21 protein-coding genes and 2 tRNA genes are annotated in these 17,660 nt (G+C 36.7%); 19 read left to right on the top strand and 4 right to left on the bottom strand.

The features are described from left to right. Positions 1-252: 252 nt before the first annotated feature. From nikA to ABC255_RS12025, 6 genes are all read left to right on the top strand, one after another. Entirely contained in the window at positions 253-1,878 is a 1,626-nt protein-coding gene (nikA, locus tag ABC255_RS12000) for a nickel ABC transporter substrate-binding protein (RefSeq protein WP_412993737.1), read from the top strand. Positions 1,879-1,894: 16 nt separating this feature from the next. Continuing rightward, positions 1,895-2,836 (top strand): nickel ABC transporter permease subunit NikB, encoded by a 942-nt coding sequence (gene nikB, locus ABC255_RS12005; RefSeq protein ID WP_412993739.1) that lies wholly within the window; start codon positions 1,895-1,897, stop codon positions 2,834-2,836. Continuing rightward, entirely contained in the window at positions 2,836-3,678 is an 843-nt protein-coding gene (gene nikC, locus ABC255_RS12010; protein ID WP_412993741.1) for a nickel ABC transporter permease subunit NikC, read from the top strand. Before nikB ends, nikC begins: the two co-directional genes overlap by 1 nt. A gap of 5 nt (positions 3,679-3,683) precedes the next feature. Then, entirely contained in the window at positions 3,684-4,511 is an 828-nt protein-coding gene (nikD, locus tag ABC255_RS12015) for a nickel import ATP-binding protein NikD (RefSeq protein ID WP_412993743.1), read from the top strand. Positions 4,512-4,526: 15 nt separating this feature from the next. Further along, positions 4,527-5,336 (top strand): nickel import ATP-binding protein NikE, encoded by an 810-nt coding sequence (nikE, locus tag ABC255_RS12020; RefSeq protein WP_412993745.1) that lies wholly within the window; start codon positions 4,527-4,529, stop codon positions 5,334-5,336. Between the two features lie 85 nt (positions 5,337-5,421). Continuing rightward, positions 5,422-6,747 (top strand): MATE family efflux transporter, encoded by a 1,326-nt coding sequence (locus ABC255_RS12025; RefSeq protein WP_412993747.1) that lies wholly within the window; start codon positions 5,422-5,424, stop codon positions 6,745-6,747. A gap of 152 nt (positions 6,748-6,899) precedes the next feature. Here the strand turns inward: ABC255_RS12025 and ABC255_RS12030 are convergent, their stop codons facing one another. After that, complete coding sequence (locus ABC255_RS12030) at positions 6,900-7,922, bottom strand: FUSC family protein (RefSeq protein ID WP_412993749.1); 1,023 nt, start codon at positions 7,920-7,922, stop codon at positions 6,900-6,902. 362 nt (positions 7,923-8,284) lie between these two features. Here ABC255_RS12030 and ABC255_RS12035 point away from each other — a divergent pair, with 362 nt between their 5' ends. Continuing rightward, positions 8,285-8,893, top strand: a complete 609-nt coding sequence (locus ABC255_RS12035) for a transglutaminase-like domain-containing protein (RefSeq protein ID WP_412993751.1) — start codon at positions 8,285-8,287, stop codon at positions 8,891-8,893. 191 nt (positions 8,894-9,084) lie between these two features. After that, entirely contained in the window at positions 9,085-9,942 is an 858-nt protein-coding gene (locus ABC255_RS12040) for a DUF6544 family protein (RefSeq protein WP_412993753.1), read from the top strand. A 62-nt stretch (positions 9,943-10,004) separates the two neighbouring features. On the opposite strand, the gene ABC255_RS12045 is transcribed toward ABC255_RS12040, so the two are convergent. Both ABC255_RS12045 and ABC255_RS12050 read right to left on the bottom strand, forming a co-directional pair. Next, a complete protein-coding gene (locus ABC255_RS12045; protein WP_412993754.1) occupies positions 10,005-10,214 on the bottom strand; it encodes a hypothetical protein in 210 nt (69 codons plus the stop codon). A gap of 121 nt (positions 10,215-10,335) precedes the next feature. Beyond that, positions 10,336-10,518, bottom strand: a complete 183-nt coding sequence (locus ABC255_RS12050) for a hypothetical protein (RefSeq protein WP_335537043.1) — start codon at positions 10,516-10,518, stop codon at positions 10,336-10,338. Between the two features lie 215 nt (positions 10,519-10,733). Between ABC255_RS12050 and ABC255_RS12055 the strand changes: the two genes are divergently transcribed. Together ABC255_RS12055 and ABC255_RS12060 are read left to right on the top strand one after the other, a co-directional pair. Beyond that, positions 10,734-11,555, top strand: a complete 822-nt coding sequence (locus ABC255_RS12055) for a squalene/phytoene synthase family protein (RefSeq protein ID WP_412993756.1) — start codon at positions 10,734-10,736, stop codon at positions 11,553-11,555. Between the two features lie 123 nt (positions 11,556-11,678). Further along, positions 11,679-12,377, top strand: a complete 699-nt coding sequence (locus tag ABC255_RS12060; protein ID WP_412993758.1) for a YetF domain-containing protein — start codon at positions 11,679-11,681, stop codon at positions 12,375-12,377. Between the two features lie 70 nt (positions 12,378-12,447). On the opposite strand, the gene ABC255_RS12065 is transcribed toward ABC255_RS12060, so the two are convergent. Then, positions 12,448-12,819: a VOC family protein gene (locus ABC255_RS12065; RefSeq protein ID WP_335537046.1), complete on the bottom strand. Its 372-nt coding sequence runs from the start codon at positions 12,817-12,819 to the stop codon at positions 12,448-12,450. 210 nt (positions 12,820-13,029) lie between these two features. Here ABC255_RS12065 and ABC255_RS12070 point away from each other — a divergent pair, with 210 nt between their 5' ends. The 9 genes from ABC255_RS12070 (at position 13,030) to ABC255_RS12110 (ending at position 17,658) form a co-directional block, all read left to right on the top strand. Then, positions 13,030-13,737 carry a DNA alkylation repair protein gene (locus tag ABC255_RS12070; protein ID WP_412993760.1) on the top strand — a complete coding sequence of 236 codons (708 nt, stop codon included), beginning with the start codon at positions 13,030-13,032 and terminating at the stop codon, positions 13,735-13,737. Between the two features lie 104 nt (positions 13,738-13,841). After that, positions 13,842-14,180, top strand: coding sequence for a YolD-like family protein (locus ABC255_RS12075; protein ID WP_412993761.1), 339 nt, complete (start codon positions 13,842-13,844; stop codon positions 14,178-14,180). Positions 14,181-14,331: 151 nt separating this feature from the next. After that, positions 14,332-14,457, top strand: coding sequence for an FbpB family small basic protein (locus tag ABC255_RS12080; protein ID WP_335536950.1), 126 nt, complete (start codon positions 14,332-14,334; stop codon positions 14,455-14,457). A gap of 136 nt (positions 14,458-14,593) precedes the next feature. Next, positions 14,594-14,869, top strand: a complete 276-nt coding sequence (locus ABC255_RS12085; protein WP_412993763.1) for a DUF1450 domain-containing protein — start codon at positions 14,594-14,596, stop codon at positions 14,867-14,869. 60 nt (positions 14,870-14,929) lie between these two features. Next, positions 14,930-15,003 (top strand) — tRNA-Gly (locus tag ABC255_RS12090). A 12-nt stretch (positions 15,004-15,015) separates the two neighbouring features. Continuing rightward, positions 15,016-15,089: transfer RNA gene (locus ABC255_RS12095), tRNA-Ile, on the top strand. 100 nt (positions 15,090-15,189) lie between these two features. Further along, positions 15,190-15,999, top strand: coding sequence for a bifunctional DNA-formamidopyrimidine glycosylase/DNA-(apurinic or apyrimidinic site) lyase (gene mutM, locus ABC255_RS12100; RefSeq protein WP_412993765.1), 810 nt, complete (start codon positions 15,190-15,192; stop codon positions 15,997-15,999). A gap of 183 nt (positions 16,000-16,182) precedes the next feature. Further along, on the top strand, positions 16,183-16,824 hold the full coding sequence (gene ccpN, locus ABC255_RS12105) for a transcriptional regulator CcpN (RefSeq protein ID WP_412993767.1): 642 nt from the start codon (positions 16,183-16,185) through the stop codon (positions 16,822-16,824). A gap of 6 nt (positions 16,825-16,830) precedes the next feature. After that, positions 16,831-17,658 (top strand): pyruvate, water dikinase regulatory protein, encoded by an 828-nt coding sequence (locus ABC255_RS12110; RefSeq protein WP_412993768.1) that lies wholly within the window; start codon positions 16,831-16,833, stop codon positions 17,656-17,658. Positions 17,659-17,660 lie beyond the last annotated feature (2 nt).

Below are 17,660 nucleotides of genomic sequence, written 5' to 3' on the forward strand. Positions count from 1 at the left end.
TTACAGTTTCCGTTTCTTCAAATGTCTCACTTTATGTTTCGATTTCTGCTTTAATAGGAAACTATTATCGCTTATCATTTCACTTGAAAAAGGGCATAAAACTATTACTTTAACAAGACAAGGGAATTGCTTCTCTTGCCTTTTTCTTTTGGCTAGTGAATTAAAAAATAAGCTTTTTAATTTTACATTGACAAGAATATATAATGCCCATACAATTGAGAAAGATTATCAACATCAATTGGAGGATTCTATATGTTCTATATGAAAAATGGTCGGAATATTTTATTAACTTTTATTTCTATTTTTCTATTATCTATCATGTTACTTGGTTGCACAAATGCTAAAAATGAGGCTGAAACTTCAGAAAAAGTAAAAGATAATATACTTACAATCGCTTACCCAAGAGATGTGGGAGAAATGAATCCACATGTTTATAATCCATCACAATTATTCGCACAGTCCATGGTTTATGAGCCATTAGTAAGCTACGGAGATGGGGGCGAGCTGAAACCGCATCTAGCTGAGTCATGGGATATCTCTGAAGATGGAAAAGAATATACATTTCATCTGCGCCAAGATGTGAAGTTTTCTGATGGAACGAGTTTTAATGCAGAAATTGTAAAAAAGAATTTTGATACGATTTTAAATCATATGGACTTACATAGCTGGTTAGGGTTTCTTTCGAAAATCAGCAGTACGGAAGTCATTGACGAACATACATTTAAAATGACATTAACGGAAGCCTATTATCCAACAATCCAGGAGTTAGCGGTTGTTCGGCCAGTCCGTTTCTTAGGTGAAGCAGGTTTCCCTGAGGATGGGGATACCTCAAAAGGTGTTGTTAAACCGGTCGGTACAGGACCATGGATTTTGGAAGAGCATAAAGCGGATGAATATGCTATTTACAAACGTAATGAAAATTATTGGGGTGAGCTTCCAAAAGTAGAAAAAATTCAAGTGAAAATCATTCCTGATGCAGAAACACGTGTACTTGCCTTTGAAAAAGGTGAAATAGACTTAATTTACGGAGAAGGAATGATTAGTTTAGATAGTTTCAAACAATTAGAATCTACTGGTACCTATGAAACTAGTATTTCTGAGCCAGTTGCCACAAGACAGCTTGTACTAAATTCAGCAAGAGAAAAGCTTTCTGACGAACGTGTTCGCCAAGCACTGCATTATGGATTTAATAAAGAAGCAATGGTGGAAGGAATTACGTCTGGACTAGAAGAAACAGCAGAATTTATTTTACCAACAAACTTGCCCTACACTTCCGAAATTGATGTAAAGACCATTAAATATGATGTGAAGAAAGCGAAGTCCTTGTTAGACGAAGCGGGCTGGACTCTTCCGAAGGGGAAAACAGTTCGTGAAAAAGATGGAAAATTACTTGAAATTGAGATGATGTACAATTCAGCTGAAATGATTCAAAAAGCGATGGCAGAAACGCTTCAATCAGAGTGGGCAGCTATTGGTGTTAAATTGAATATTGCTCCGGTAGAACTTGCGGTTCAGGTTCAGAGATTTAAAGATAATGATTTTGATATCAATATATATAGTAACTTTGGTGCTCCTTATGACCCGCATACATTTATCAATATTGTGGCAAAAGAAGGATTTGGATTTAATGAAGCAATTTCAGCGTATCCAAACAAAGCTGAAATAATCCAACAAATTGCACGAGTTCCTCAAACAACAGACGAAACAGAACGTCAAGAGCTTTACACATCTATTTTAACATCACTGCAAGATCAAGGTGCTATTGTTCCTATTTCTTATCTTAAGAAAACAGCGATTTATCAAAAGGATGTCACGAATTTCACTTTCCCTGCTAATCGTGATGAACATCCATTCGCAGGCATTAGCATTGAGAAGTAAGCAGTAGGAGGCTATGATGGGCACTTATATCATAAAACGCGTGATGGCTATTATTCCAGTTTTTCTTTTAGCCGCGCTTCTAACGACTGGGATGATTCACCTTTCACCCGTGGATCCGGCTGAGGCTTATTTATCAGCAGCCCATATCGAACCAACTGATGAGATGTTAGCCCAAAAAAGACATGAGTTTGGTTTAGATCAACCCTTCTTCATTCAATATGTAAACTCGATTTTGAAGATATGCCAACTCGATTTTGGCATATCTTATCTTTCGAATAAGCCTGTGTGGGACGAGGTTTCCTATCGAATACCAGCGACCATCCAGCTGGCTCTTGGGAGTTTAGCTATTGCCGTGCTTGTTAGTGTTCCGCTTGGCTTTCTGGCTGGGATTAGGAAAAACAGCGCAATTGATCATTTCAGTCGCTTACTATCTTTTTTCGGGGCTTCGATTCCCTCATTTTGGCTAGGTTATATATTAATATTTTTCTTTTCTGTTAAGCTAGATCTATTCCCAGTTGAGGGAATTGGTACATGGCAGCATCTAGTTCTGCCTGCGGTTACACTGGCTCTACCTTTAATTGCGATGTACACAAGGTTATTGCGTACCAGCATCATTGAAAATTTACAACAGCCATTTGTGCTATTCGCAAGGACAAGGGGAATCAAAGAAAGAACGATTATGGTTAAGCATGTCTTAAGAATTGCAATTTCTCCGATGATTACGGGACTAGGGATGAATCTTGGTAAACTTTTAACGGGAACGATTATCGTTGAGACCGTTTTTTCTTGGCCTGGGTTTGGCCGCTATTTTATAGAAGCAATTTTTAATCGTGATATACCTGTTATTCAATGCTATGTGTTCATTGCCGCTGGCTTATTTATTTTCAGCAATTTGATTGTGGACCTTATTCAAATGTACATTGACCCTCGCATCTCCAGGAAAGAAGGGCACCGTTGATGATAACCAGTATACGTAAGCTATTCATAAATCAAAAAGTGATTCCCATCTGTTCGTTGATTTTAGGTATACTTTTTATGATGGCGATATTTGCTCCATGGCTGGCACCGAATGATCCGATTGCGGTCAATTTAGTTTACAAACTACAACCTCCTTCTTGGGAATTTCCATTAGGAACCGACCACCTGGGAAGATGTAACCTTTCACGCCTTTTATATGGAGCCCGAATTTCATTAGGCTTTGCCATGCTCATCTTCATTTCATCATTAGTAATTGGTTTAATCGTAGGAACCTTCGCAGGGTATAAAGGCGGCTGGATTGATCAGGTTTTGATGAGGTTTTGTGATGGTGTGATGGCTTTTCCTAGTCTGATCCTTATACTTGGTTTGGTTGGCATTTTCGGCCCAGGACTTCCGCAGGTTGTCTTAGCGTTAATGCTTGTCCAATGGGTCTATTATGCAAGAATGTTCCGAGGAATGGTACTTAGTCTGAAGGAACAAAACTTTATCGCTGCTGCGAAAATAAGCGGATCTTCACAATGGAAGATTATTAAAAATCATATTGTCCCAAATGTGCTTCCACCACTTGTCGTTATGGGAACACTGGAAATGGGTTGGGCTATTATGGATATTTCCGCCATGTCGTTTCTTGGGTTAGGGGTACAACCGCCAACACCTGAATGGGGAGCCATGATACACGAAGGAAAATCGTATATTCGTACAAACCCTGCATTGATGATTTATCCTGGTTTAATGATTATGATTGTAATTGTTACCTTCAATTTACTAGGCGAAGCGTTATCAGAACGTTACGGAGTCAAACGCGATTTTAAAAAGGAATGAGTATGTTGGCTAGAGAACAATCAAATGTGCTGCAAGTTAGAGATTTACATGTACAGGTAAATTCAAAGAATGGGGCTGCCACTCTCGTTCAAGATATAAATTTTGAATTAAAGCGTGGTAAGGTTCTTGGGCTCGTTGGTGAAAGTGGATGCGGTAAAACCATTACGAGTATGTCCATTCTTCAGCTGCTTGATCGGAAAACCACAAAGATTGATGGGAGTATAGAATTACAAGGACACGAATTGAACGGTTTAAATGAGAAAGAAATGCGTAAGATTCGTGGTAAGGATATCGCCTTTATTATGCAAAATCCAATGAATGCTTTTACACCTGTTTTTACGATAGGTCATCAATTTATTGAAACGATACGCTCCCATACAAAATGGAATAAAAAACAGGCAACAGAGCTTGCCATTGAAGCGATGTGCCAAGTGAATTTGCCAAATCCCGATAAACTATTAAAATATTATCCTTTTCAATTGAGTGGGGGTATGCTTCAACGGGTGATGATTGCGATCGCAGCATGCTTACATCCTGCGGTAATTATTGCCGATGAACCAACTACTGCTCTTGACGTAAATAATCAAAAGAAAGTTCTATACCACTTAGATAAAATTCGCTCTGAACATGGCTCGGCCATATTATTAATCTCCCATGATCTTGGGGTTATTGCTGAAATGGCAGATGAAGTGGCTGTTATGCAGAACGGTAGAATAGTAGAAAAAGCAGACGTGTTCCAACTATTTGATGAGCCACAGCATGAGTATACGAAAAAACTTTTGAATGCACGTTCTGTATTACCATTAGATGAATCGGTCATCCATTTGGCTTAAATAAGGGGTGAAAAAATGAGTTTATTACAAGTAAATGAAGTAACTCATAGCTACGGATCCCGAAAGTTGTTCAACTGGAAAGACCGTTCTAAAAAAATACTTTCCAACATTTCTCTCTCACTTGAGGAAGGAACTTGTTTAGGTATGCTTGGTACGAGTGGAGCTGGAAAAAGTACTTTAGGAAAAGTGATTCTGGGGTTGGAACGACCGCAATTTGGACAGGTTCTGTTTCAAGGGCATGATATTTATACGGCAGATAAGCATATTCGTCAAAAAATACGCCGGGATCTTCAGGCAGTCTTTCAGGACTCATTTTCATCGGTCAACCCGCGAATGACGGCCGAGCGAATTATTGCAGAGCCATTAGAAAACTATGAAAAGCTTACACTAGCTGAACAAAAACGAACCGTTATTGAATTATTGGAAAGGGTAGGGCTAAGTGAAGAAGACTTAAAAAAATACCCTCATCAATTTAGCGGCGGCCAATTGCAGAGGATCAATATTGCAAGAGCCATCTCTCTTAAGCCAAAGCTGATTGTCTTAGACGAAGCAGTCAGCAGTCTGGATATGGTGAATCAAACAATGATTTTGGAATTACTGAAGGAGTTAAAAGCAGACTTCGGGTTATCATTTCTCTTTATTACCCACGATATTAACGCTGCGTATACAATCAGTGATCGACTTGGTGTATTAGAAAAAGGTGAAATAGCCGAGTTATACGATGAAAAAAATCAGTTTTTTACTTCAAAACATCCTGTAGTATATGAGATGAGAGATTCAATATTGGCAGGGCATCCACGTTTTCGTTCGGTTAGACGTGCTTAATTTAACATTTTTCGAATGCCTCGATTTCATTACAAAATCGGGGTATTTCTCTTTATGAGAATTGATAGAAGGAGGGCCATTTTGAATGAATCATCGTGCGTACCTTGCGTTGGCGATTCCCCTAACAATTTCTACGATGACAACGCCGTTGTTAGGTGCAGTAGATACAGCTGTTGTGGGGCAGCTTCCCAATCCGGCATATATTGGAGGAGTTGCAGTCGGTACTTTAATTTTTAACACGTTATATTGGGTATTCGGATTCTTACGGGTTAGTACATCTGCATTTGCTGCACAAGCGAACGGAGCAAGCGACCCAAATCAAGGGATACTTGCTTTATCGCGTCCATTTTTATTAGCTGTTGTAGTTGGAATTTGTTTTATTATCTTACAATGGCCGATTGAAAATTTAGCTCTGATATTGTTTTCCTCAGATTCTGATGTCACTAAGTTTGCAGCAGAATATTTTCGAATTAGAATTTGGGGGGCACCCTTTACATTGATGAACTATGTGATCCTTGGCTGGCTAATGGGGATGGCTAAAATTAAAGAATCTTTATTTTTACAAGTGTTAATGAATGTTTTGAATATGATATTGGCTATTCTTTTTGTCCATGTCTTTTCTTTTGCTGTAAAAGGGGTCGCTGCGGCCGCTTTGATTGCTGAAGTGACAGCCTTTATAGTAGGGTTATTTATTATTTTGAAGGCATCACCATTTGTATGGAGATTCCCATCCGTTCAAGATCTAATAGATACTCAGTCGATGAAAAAGATGTTTAACGTAAACAAGGATTTATTTATTCGAACCATTTGTTTATTAGTCGTTATAAATATGTTTACGGCAAAGGGTGCTTCGTTTGGGACAGACATACTAGCTGCAAATGCAATACTATTTCAAATACATTACATAATGGCTTATTTTTTCGAGGGGTTTGCCAACGCAACGAGTATTCTTGTCGGCAAAGCGGTAGGATCCAATAACCAGGAATTATTTAAAAGAACACTTACTTTATCAAAGCAATGGTCGGTGATTACCGCGGTTGTTATCGCTTGTGTGTATGGGTTATTTCAAGAACAAATTATTGCTCTTTTTACCAATCTGCCTAGTATAATCGAAATTTCAACTCAATATGGAATGTGGATTAGTCTTTATCCGTTTGCTGCCTGTTTTGGCCTTGTCATTTATGGTGTCTTTACAGGAGCCACTGAAATTGCTCCCGTTCGAAACTCAATGATTTATGCCATGATTGTCTATATCCTTTTACAAACTACGGTAACACCTATCTGGCATAACCATGGACTATGGCTGTCTTTCATTGTCTATACCATAGGGAGGTCCGGATTTCTAATCATCTATACACCTAGATTAAATCATAAATTGTTTGGAACAAAGAACATGAAAAACGCCTTATAGATATATGCAACTATGATTCGAAAAGATATTATCAATAAAGAAATCAACCTTAGGTTGCTTTTTTTTAACTAGTTAGTTTCGATTGTCTGTTGTACTAGATTCTTCAAAAATAAATATTAATCCTTTTCTCTTTTAAAAAAGTTAATTATATTCTATTGTGATTTCTTCCGATATTGTTCTACGAGAGTGTTCAACCGGTCCAATTGAAAGGCATAATGATAAATAGAAGCACCAATGACAGCCATTTGGATTTTATGTTTTTCTTGATAGGATTGCATCACTTTTTCCAAAAAGACCTCTGTTTGTTTCATAAACTCATCTTCTAATGATGGCAGGTCCATTTTTATTTTGCCATCATATTTTAATAGAAATAGCTCATGATACTTGATGAGATACTCGAGATGTTGATCAAAGAGCTGATTTTCTTCAAGTGTAGGCTTGCTAGTAAAATAGATGGAATCAATATCCTCCAAGACCATAAATCCATGTTGGAGTGATTTAAACATTTGCTTAAACACAACGATTTCGCGTACATCCATATGATTGATTTTGGACATTTTTTCTCGTTCTTCATCAAATAAGATAAATTGCTCTTCTAATTTAAAAATATCATTCTCTAATTTTTCCATTTGATCCTTAAACGACTTTTCCGTCATTTCGTCAGAGATAGCGGTTCTCATCAAAATAGAGAAATCTTGAAAAATTTCGTTGATTTTATTTAAGTAATTTTTCTTGTAGTTTGGCGGGTAGACAAAGATATTCACCAATAACGCGGTTGCCATTCCTATGAAGGTAACAATAAAACGGTTCAACGCAAACAGCCAATCTTCGTCTCCCGGTGCACTCATAATAGCTAACACTGTTACGACCGTTAGCGAAATCGTTTCTGCCATTTTTAGCTTTAAACTAATTGAAATCAGAAGAATGATGACAAGTCCAATTGAAAATGGATCATTGCCAAGAAAGTATAATCCCAGAAAGGCAAAAATCGCACCTATAATATTCGTTTGAGCTTGATTCCATATTTGTTTCCATGTGCGGTAAATGGAAGGTTGAATCGTAAAAATAGCAGCAATTCCCGCAAAGACTGCCGATTCAAGATTTAATATGGAACATATATATAAGGCAAATGTAACCGCAATTCCTGTTTTAATCACACGAGGTCCTAACTTCACAATGCTCAATCCTCCAATAAAAGCGCTGAGCCATAAGTATCCTCAGTCACTTTCTTTCATTACTTTATCAAATATAGCTATTAAAACTAATAAATTCAATTATTTTTATGAAAACAAATGTTATTTGGGGACATAAAGGAAAAGGCTAGCAATTTTAATAGATTGCTAGCCTTATAACAAATTTTTAATTATTTATTTATTTCCTTTGTTTCCATTATTGCCTTTGCTGTCGGTCAGGAGGGGATAATCTTTACAAATCAAGAATTACCAGTCATTGAAATCTTATATGGGATTTTTTATTTTGCATGGTATAATGATGGATATAATTGCATGATTATGCATAATGAACTGGGGTGTGGATATTGAATTTGATTTGTGAATCTGAAAAATTAGATGATTATTTACTCGAATTAAATGAAGTAAATTATTCTAATTCCATTATAAAAAAGAAAGCTGATGAACTTTTCAATCCATTGCAAACGGAAATTGAAAAAGCAAAAGTATCATTCGAATTTGTTCGTGATGAAATTTCTCATTCTTGGGATATTCAATCGAAACGAGTTACTTGTAATGCTTCGGAAGTATTAGAATATAAAGAGGGGATTTGCTATGCTAAATCTCATCTATTAGCGTCTTTATTGCGTTCTCAGGGAATACCAACAGGTTTTTGTTATCAAAGATTAATGTTGTTCGATACTCCAGAAAAAGGCTATTGTATTCACGCCTTAAATGCTATTTTCTTTAAAACACTTAATAAATGGATTAGGGTAGACGCCCGTGGGAATAAGAAGGGAATAGATGCCCAATTTTCAATAGAAGAGGAAAAATTAGCTTTTTCCATTAATAGAAACTCGGACGAAATGGATTATCCAGTTATCTACACTAAGCCTCATATCAAAACAATGTCTGTTCTAGAAGAGCATACGAACGCATTAGAAATGTATAAACATCACCTACCTCAAAGTTTGTGAGGGAGTTTCTCGTAAGTAACTCCGTCAACTTCCCACGTAGTAGTAGTTTCATTTATTATCCATCTCCATTGCAAGTAATCTAAAACCTATCTGCCGGGTTGTTCATGGGTATCACTCTATGACTTTTGTCATTTTGGTAAATTTTGATATTTGTTATGGTAATCATAATGAAAAGGAAAGAAGGATAAAAAATGCCAAAATGGATACTGGTCGTAATATTTTTAATAATTCTTTTCCTGCTGTTATTAATAGTTGTTTCTAGAATAGCTAGGGTTTATTTTGTTAAGAATGGCGAAAACCTAGTTGCTAATTTATTAGAAGGTATTGATAAAGAGAGCTCAAAAACAATTGAAAGAGAAGACATGAAAAAACTCCCAGCTCCTGTTCAAAAGTGGTTAACTAATTCCAATGTAATAGGAAAGGAAGAAGTTAAAACTGTTCGTCTTAAACAGCAAGGAAGAATGAGAACTGAAAAAAATGGCAAATGGATGCCCACCAAAGGGGAACAGTATTTTTCAATTAGTGAACCAGGATTTATTTGGATAGCTGATGTCAAAATGGCACCTTTAGTGCAGTTATCCGGCATTGATACTTTTATAGCTGGATCAGGAAAAATGAAAATTAAAGTCTTCTCTTTATTTCCAGTTGTCGATGCAAAGGGTCCTGAAATGGATTCCGGTACAATGATGAGGTATCTTGCTGAAATGATGTGGTATCCTTCAGCTGCCCTAAAACCCTATATTAAATGGGATGAAATTGATGGGACCTCTGCAAAAGCTACAATGGAATACAACGGGATCTCCGTCTCAGGTGTTTTTTATTTTAATGAGAAAGGCGACATCCTCCGTTTCGTTGGAAAAAGATACAGAGAAGTAAATGGTAAGTATGTATTAAGTGATTGGGGGGGAATAAATAAAGAATTTAAAGAATTTAATGGTATTCGAATACCTAGTAAATCCGATGTTACTTGGTTCGAGAAAGATGAAGAGTTTAGATGGTTTGAAGTGGAAATCACCGATCTACAATACAATGTCCCATCGCTTTATTAGTAATATAGATTTTATAGAAAGAGGTTACATGAACGTGGGGGAGCAATAAAAAAAGCATCCGATTATTCGGATGCATACTTAATTATTCCTTGTAAATAAACTGAGTATTCTCTCTGTACATATTCTCTTAATTTAATTTTTTTTTCGGTTTCTAACACTCTAACCAATTCTTGAATCTTACTTTGATTCTCTGTTGTAGTAGGAATCTCTAATGAAAACAAATTACCTCGACTACTACTTACTAATTTTTTTAATAACTCAACTTTATTCATTGGTTAATCCCCTTTATCTATTTATATTCGACATAAAGGGGACTTTTTCCTTGGAACATTTTAAATTGTTACTTTTCACTAAGAAATCTGATTACAGGTATGGTATGGGCTACCTATTTTATTAACTTTTTTTATAAGTACCTTCCACCAATCTAATCATATCACGCCCTGATATCTTTTCTGTTTCATGATAACCTTCTTCATCACGCAAACTCAAGTACCAACTACTATCGTTATCTTCATTTAACTTGTATACCTTTTCGGTAAGAACATTTGTATAAAAATCTCCATTTCTAAGCCTCATACTATCCCCCTCTCTGATGTATATAAACTGTATTATGCCCAAGATACTAACCTGGAGCCATTAGATCCATAAAGTACCGAATCCTGGATTAAACTTATTAAGTTACAAAGGCTTAAATTTTGTGTTAGAGTTTATTAATTAGATATTTTAGATAGGGGGAATAATACAATTTAAATGAAAAAATTTAACTTGTTGACAAAAAGGGGACATAAAAGATGAGTGAAGCAATTAATTTACATAGAAGTGCGATAAACATGTTGATGGTGACTAGCAGGACCTTCTTTATTCCTATTAGTTATCTACCGTCAGAATTAAAAGAAGCAGTAACATCTGCTTACTTGTGCATGAGAGCTATTGATGAGATTGAAGACCATCCTCAACTCCCATTGGAATCTAAACATAAACTATTACATTCTATCAGCCTACTCTTGAAAAAGCCCTTTAATCATAAAGAATTAATGGCTTTATTTCACCCATACCACACCCTTCTGCCGGAGGTTACTTTACGATTAGGAGATTGGATCAATCTTTGTCCACCGACATTGGTTGAGAACGTTTTGAATGCCACATCTACTATGGCGAAGGGGATGGCGGACTGGACTTTAAAAGAGTGGCGGATTCAGAATGAAGAAGATTTAAATGAATATACCTTTTACGTTGCAGGTTTGGTAGGAGTTATGCTCTCTGATATTTGGAAGTGGTACGACGATGTTGAAACGGACAAGGATCTAGCTATAGCTTTTGGCCGTGGCTTACAGTCTGTCAATATTCTTCGCAATCGTGCTGAAGATTTAGAACGAGGTGTGGATTTCTTTCCCGATGGATGGGAGTTAGAAGATATGTTTAGGTACGCCCGAAGTAACCTAGCATTGGCTGACGTTTATATGAAGGATATTAAACCCGGTCCAATCCTTAATTTTTGTAAAATCCCGATAGCACTTGCTCATGGAACTCTGGACGCTTTAACTGAAGGGAAGGAAAAGATGAGTAGAGCTGCTGTAACTGAAATAGTTAGTACAGTAGTAAATAAAATATAAGGTTCCTTTCCCAATTGGGCAGCCGTTTAATTGATTAGGTCTTTTTGTCTATTTTTTATTCCAACAAGATATTTCCTATAGAACCGGGAAAGATAGGATGGAGTCAAATATCTGGAGGTTGTTATGCCGGAATATGTTGAAGTGACTGGTCGGGCTATCCTTTCTTTTTTAGTATTATTTACTCTCGCAAGAATTCTTGGAAAAAAGCAGATTTCCCATCTAACTTTTTTTGATTATGTCGTTGGGATTGTCATTGGCGACATGGCTTCACAAATAGCCATAGACACTTCCATGAAGTTCGTGAATGGTTTAATAGGATTAGTGGTTTATACGCTTTTATCCCTCATTCTCGCATACGGTGCAATCAAATCGTTTAAGTTTAGAGACTTAGTAGAGAGTAGTCCGTCTATTCTTGTTAAAGATGGGAAAATCATGGAGAAAAGTCTTTTTAAACATAGAATGACGTATGATGACCTCATGAATGGTTTAAGGGAAAAAGACGCATTTATGATTGATGAGGTTGAAATGGCTATTTTGGAAACAAATGGGCAGATCAGTGTAATGAAGAAACCAGAGTACCAGTCGCTAACGCCAAAAGACATTGGTTTAAAAATGAAAGCGGACCATGCCCCGTCCTTAATTATTATTGATGGAACACTTTTAAAAAAACGCTTAGGATCTTTAGGCTATACAAAAGATTGGCTTTTAAGTGAGATAAAGAAAAAAGGGGCGAATGATTTTGAAGATGTCTTTTTAGCGCAGATTGATTCTAATGGTAGTGTTTTTGTGGATTTATATGATGATAAGGAAGATAAACTATGAATTAATTGCAACTAAATGAAAGTTGACCAGGGCGATTGCAGTATAGCTAGCAATCGCTCTTATTCATTTTTTATCTGTGTTGGTCTAAGAGAATTTGGTTGCCATCTGGATCTTCAATGATTAAATGAGCTGGTCCTTCAGTGGTTTCATCTGCTTCAGAAAGCATGGTTATTCCTTTTTCTTTTAGCTGTTTTTGAATGTCCCGTACATCGGTAAAGGATTCGAGATTTTCTGCATTCTCATTCCAACCTGGATTAAAAGTGAGGATGTTTTTTTCAAACATACCTTGGAATAGTCCGATGATACAATTTTCATTCTTCATAATCAGCCAATTTTGAGAAATGTCACCACCAAAGGCTTGAAATCCCAGGTTTTCGTAAAACTCTTTTGATACATGAATGTCTTTTACATTTAAACTTACAGAAAATGCACCTAACTTCATATTCTACCACCTTTTAATTATTATTTTAAAATTCAGACTGATAAACCTGCCATTATTTAGTATAGAATAGTGCTATAAAATACACAATGTTATAAGATAGATAAAGGGAATTTTTGGTAAAAAAGGACTCTGAATATCAAGCGTTGAATAGTACTATGGATTAATTGCTGCAGCAAAAAATAATCGTTTTTTGGTGAGAGGATGAATGGCGTGACGTATAAAGAAATCATGCAAAAACTTGAAGAACTGGGTTCCGTGCAAACGAAGCAAATTTATAACAATCACGGCGTAAAAGAGCCATTTTATGGTGTAAAAATTGGGGATTTGAAGAAACTAGTTAAATATGTGAAGAAGGATCATGAATTAGCCTTAAAACTATATAATTCCGGCAATCATGATGCTATGTATTTGGCAGGTCTTTCGGTAAATCCAAAACTAATTTCAAAAGAGACCTTACAGGATTGGGCTCAGAAAGCTTACTGGTATATGGCGGCGGAATATACAGTGGCACAAGTTGCTGCCGAAAGTGATTATGCAATGGAATTGGCCAGAGAGTGGATAAAATCTGAGGAAGAAATGATCGCGGTTTGCGGCTGGAGCACCTATTCCAATTATTTATCCATCACCCCTGATGAAAAGTTGGACATAACCGAAATTCGTTCTTTGTTAGAACATGTGAAAAATAACATCCATTCTGAACGAAACCGTGTCAGATATGTGATGAATGGTTTTGTTATTTCTGTCGGCGCCTATGTAACGGAACTAAGTGAGGAAGCAAAACAGGTGGCAGAATATATTGGCAAGGTGGAAGTAAACGTAGGAAACACCGCTTGTAAAGTTCCACTTGCAACAGATTACATAAAGAAAATAGAAGTGAAAAATAGAGTAGGATTAAAGCGGAAGACTTGTATATGTTAGATATTTATCATTAGTTGCGTGTTTCCTTTAAGGAAGTACGTATTTTTTTTATATACATACAGAACATTTGTTCGTGTATAATAGTGTTGAAGGAGATGACTCAAATGGCAATACGCGATAGAGGCAAATTAAAATGGCGGCCAGCGTCTTTTATGCCTGAAGGGTTTGCAATGACTCGTGCCATGTATAAGGATCAAGAACGACAGGCAAAACCAATACTTGACGAATATCAGAGAGAGGAGTTTGACCAGCAAATTTGCTATGCGATGGAGTTTCACTTGCGGTTAAAGCTAACCATTTGGCATGATGGTTTTTTACAAGAAATTACAGGTAATGTCCATTACATCGATCCCATTAAACGCCATTTGCGTGTTGAGAGTAAACCAGGAGAAATTCAGCGTGTGGACCTAGACTGTGTCATTGGAGTCGTGGTAGTTGACTAACCAAAATGAGGATAGTCCATTATGGATTATCCTTGTTTATTTTATTTAATTTTCTAATAATATAAAAAAGTTCAAAAAGTTGTAATATTTATGTTGAATTTACCCTTTCTACATTATGTATAATGAAAACATAAGAAAGGTGGAGAAACAAATGAGGAAACGTAGCATGATAAGCTTTAAGAAATTAGTCGATGAAAACAAACAGGAATTAAAAAGTGATCACAAAGCGATGGAGAGAATTGAGGCGAAAATTGATAAAAAACATTCAAAAAGATAAAAACTTCAAATATAGAAATTATTAATAAAGAGCAACCGTTACAAAAAATGGTTGCTCTTTATCATGTTTATGGGGAGAATTTTTAAGCCAAAATTGATATACTTACTATAAGACAGGCAGTGGAGATGTTCAACAAATGAATTTTATTACAAAACTTTTTGCAAAAGAAAAGAAATTAACGATCGATTTTTGTGAAAAAAACCTTAATCGTTTTTTAACGGAAGACATACAAAGTGAGTATAGTACCTTCCTGAGTAAAAAAAATATCGAGTATAAAGAGTATCAGTGCCAAAGCCGATGTGAGGAATGCAAAAACTCTCCTTATGCGATTGTTAATGGCGAATTTATTGCGGCAGGGGATTCAATGGAATTATTGCAGAAGCTCAAACATCTCCAGAGTGATAAAAAGTAGTTTACAACTTAGCAGTACGATGCTATAATATTTCATGTACTATTGATAGGGCGTATAAATGCGGGTGTAGTTTAGTGGTAAAACCTCAGCCTTCCAAGCTGATGTTGTGAGTTCGATTCTCATCACCCGCTCCAATTCTACTAAATGGGCCTATAGCTCAGCTGGTTAGAGCGCACGCCTGATAAGCGTGAGGTCGATGGTTCGAGTCCATTTAGGCCCACTCAAATGAATAGTGATACAAAAACCGAACTTTAAAAAGTTCGGTTTTTTTGCGTTTTCGGGGAAAAGATATGAAAAAGCAGTAGAGAGGAAGTGGATTCATGCCTGAACTGCCAGAGATGGAAAATTACCGAAGATTGTTAAATCAAAAAATAGCGGGACAGACCATCACACAAGTACAAATCAATCGAGAGAAATCCATAAATGTGAACCCAACTCTCTTCATTAATATGGTCGCGAATCAGAAGATCGTCACAGTCAATCGTAGAGGGAAGCATTTACTCTTTCATTTAGATAACGGACAAGTTTTGTTGCTTCATTTAATGCTAGGCGGCTGGATGTATTTTGGTACAGAGGAAGACAAGCCTGACAGGACAATCCAGGTTCGTTTATCATTTGGGAATCACCATCTTTATTTTATTGGGCTTAGGCTGGGGTATTTACATTTATATAGTGAACAGGATGTTCAAAAGGAATTATCTCCGCTCGGTCCAGAGCCATTTGATCCACAATTCACAGCACAAACATTCTTGAAGCTGCTGGGTGACAGACGGGGGAAAATCAAAACAAAACTCCTTGATCAGGAGTTTATTGCGGGTATTGGAAACTGCTACTCTGATGAAATCTGTTATCACGCAGGAATCAAAACCAAACGGAGTATAGAAGACATAGAGGAGAATGAACGAAATCAACTCTACCAATCCATGAAGCATGTACTCCAAGATGCGCTTAAGCATGGGGGCTACATGGAAAATCCTTTTTACAAAGGGGATAACCTAACAGGAGGATATAATAACCTTTGTTTGGTGTATGACAGAGAAGGAGAAACTTGCAAAAGGTGTGGAAGCACTATAATGAAAGAAATGATTTCTTCTCGTAAAACCTTTTTCTGTTCTAACTGTCAAAAATAGGGGAAACTTGAATCCTACCGTTCGCGGTAGGATTTTTTTGAAGAATTAAATAATTTGTCAAAAATATGTTGAACTAAATGTTCCCTATAGTGTATAAATGTAATATACTATATATTAATAAGTATAGCACATTTAAAAATTCAGTATTAAAAATAACATGATTATATTGAAAAGGGGGTCAATGTGATTAAACTAACGAAACGCCAAGATGAAATTCTAAAGATTGTGAAAGAAAGCGGTCCGATTACAGGGCAGCAAATTGCAGAGAAGCTTTCCTTAACAAGAGCAGCCTTAAGACCAGATTTAGCGATCTTAACGATGGCAGGGAATTTGGATGCAAGACCTCGCGTCGGTTATTTTTTCAATCATAACCATGTGGTAAAGCAGCAAGCGGAACAATTCATTCTCCGAAAAGTTGCGGATTATAAAGCCCACCCGATCGTCGTTGAAAAATCTACTTCTGTTTATGATGCGATTGTTCAACTGTTTTTAGAAGATGTAGGGACGCTTTATGCTGTTGACAGTGACGGCTATTTAGCCGGGGTTATTTCTAGAAAAGATTTACTAAGAACAGCTATTGGCAATAAAGACTTGCAAGAATTACCCTGCAGCGTCATCATGACAAGAATGCCTAACATTATAACCGTTACACTTGATGAAACCTTGTTAGAGGCTGCAAAAAAGATGATCACCAATCACATTGACTCCTTACCTGTAGTCAAAGAAATCAATCCGGGAAACCATACATATTTACTTGTCGGTCGGATTACGAAAACAACCATTACACGAGCATATCTAGAAATGATGGAGCAAAATTCGGTATAAAGGGGAGTGGCAGTGATTTTAGGAGATAAGGAAGTTGTCTATGTGGTTTCAGACTCGGTTGGGGAAACAGCAGAGTTGGTAGTAAAAGCGGTTGCGACACAATTTAACGGAGGTAATGTTGAGATTCGCCGTAGTTCTTATGTTGACGATTTTGAAGACATTGAGGATATCCTTATTCTAGCGAGGACAGGAAAATCAATTATTGCCTATACGATTGTCATTCCTGTTCTAAAGGAATATTTAGATCGACGGGCGGCAGAAGAAAACATTATGGCTGTGGATTTGCTTAGTCCGTTGATGAATGCATTTACCACTAGTTTTAATAAGACTCCTCACCATCAACCAGGATTAATGAGAAAACTAGATGAAGAGTATTTTAGAAAAATAGAAGCCATTGAATTTGCGGTTAAGTATGATGATGGCCGTGATCCCCGGGGAATTCTTAAGGCTGATATTGTTTTAATCGGTGTTTCAAGGACATCGAAGACACCTTTATCCATGTATTTAGCGCATAAACGCTTTAAGGTGGCAAATGTTCCTTTGGTTCCAGAGGTACCAGCACCAGAGGAATTGTTTAAGATTCCGAGAAAGAATTGTATCGGATTAATTATTTCCCCCGATAAATTAAATGAAATCCGTCTCGAAAGGTTAAAAGCATTAGGGTTAGGTTCTAAAGCAAGTTACGCCAGCTTCGAAAGAATTCTTGATGAACTGGATTATGCTGAAAAAATTATGAAGCGAGTAGGCTGTCCGATAATCAATGTTTCAAATAAGGCAATTGAAGAAACAGCTGGATTGATATTAGAAGTGTTGAAAAAAGAGAGGAGCTTATGATG

Source organism: Neobacillus canaveralius, from assembly GCF_047237705.1.
Lineage (GTDB): Bacteria > Bacillota > Bacilli > Bacillales > Cytobacillaceae > Neobacillus > Neobacillus niacini_K.

What these genes read in the sequence shown, in the direction of transcription:
- nikA (WP_412993737.1), top strand. Translation starts at nt 253, where the DNA reads ATGTTCTATATGAAAAATGGTCGGAATATTTTATTAACTTTTATTTCT.
- nikB (WP_412993739.1), top strand. Translation starts at nt 1,895, where the DNA reads ATGGGCACTTATATCATAAAACGCGTGATGGCTATTATTCCAGTTTTT.
- nikC (WP_412993741.1), top strand. Translation starts at nt 2,836, where the DNA reads ATGATAACCAGTATACGTAAGCTATTCATAAATCAAAAAGTGATTCCC.
- nikE (WP_412993745.1), top strand. Translation starts at nt 4,527, where the DNA reads ATGAGTTTATTACAAGTAAATGAAGTAACTCATAGCTACGGATCCCGA.
- ABC255_RS12025 (WP_412993747.1), top strand. Translation starts at nt 5,422, where the DNA reads ATGAATCATCGTGCGTACCTTGCGTTGGCGATTCCCCTAACAATTTCT.
- ABC255_RS12040 (WP_412993753.1), top strand. Translation starts at nt 9,085, where the DNA reads ATGCCAAAATGGATACTGGTCGTAATATTTTTAATAATTCTTTTCCTG.
- ABC255_RS12045 (WP_412993754.1), bottom strand. Translation starts at nt 10,214, where the DNA reads ATGAATAAAGTTGAGTTATTAAAAAAATTAGTAAGTAGTAGTCGAGGT.
- ABC255_RS12050 (WP_335537043.1), bottom strand. Translation starts at nt 10,518, where the DNA reads ATGAGGCTTAGAAATGGAGATTTTTATACAAATGTTCTTACCGAAAAG.
- ABC255_RS12055 (WP_412993756.1), top strand. Translation starts at nt 10,734, where the DNA reads ATGAGTGAAGCAATTAATTTACATAGAAGTGCGATAAACATGTTGATG.
- ABC255_RS12060 (WP_412993758.1), top strand. Translation starts at nt 11,679, where the DNA reads ATGCCGGAATATGTTGAAGTGACTGGTCGGGCTATCCTTTCTTTTTTA.
- ABC255_RS12065 (WP_335537046.1), bottom strand. Translation starts at nt 12,819, where the DNA reads ATGAAGTTAGGTGCATTTTCTGTAAGTTTAAATGTAAAAGACATTCAT.
- ABC255_RS12075 (WP_412993761.1), top strand. Translation starts at nt 13,842, where the DNA reads ATGGCAATACGCGATAGAGGCAAATTAAAATGGCGGCCAGCGTCTTTT.
- ABC255_RS12080 (WP_335536950.1), top strand. Translation starts at nt 14,332, where the DNA reads ATGAGGAAACGTAGCATGATAAGCTTTAAGAAATTAGTCGATGAAAAC.
- ABC255_RS12085 (WP_412993763.1), top strand. Translation starts at nt 14,594, where the DNA reads ATGAATTTTATTACAAAACTTTTTGCAAAAGAAAAGAAATTAACGATC.
- mutM (WP_412993765.1), top strand. Translation starts at nt 15,190, where the DNA reads ATGCCTGAACTGCCAGAGATGGAAAATTACCGAAGATTGTTAAATCAA.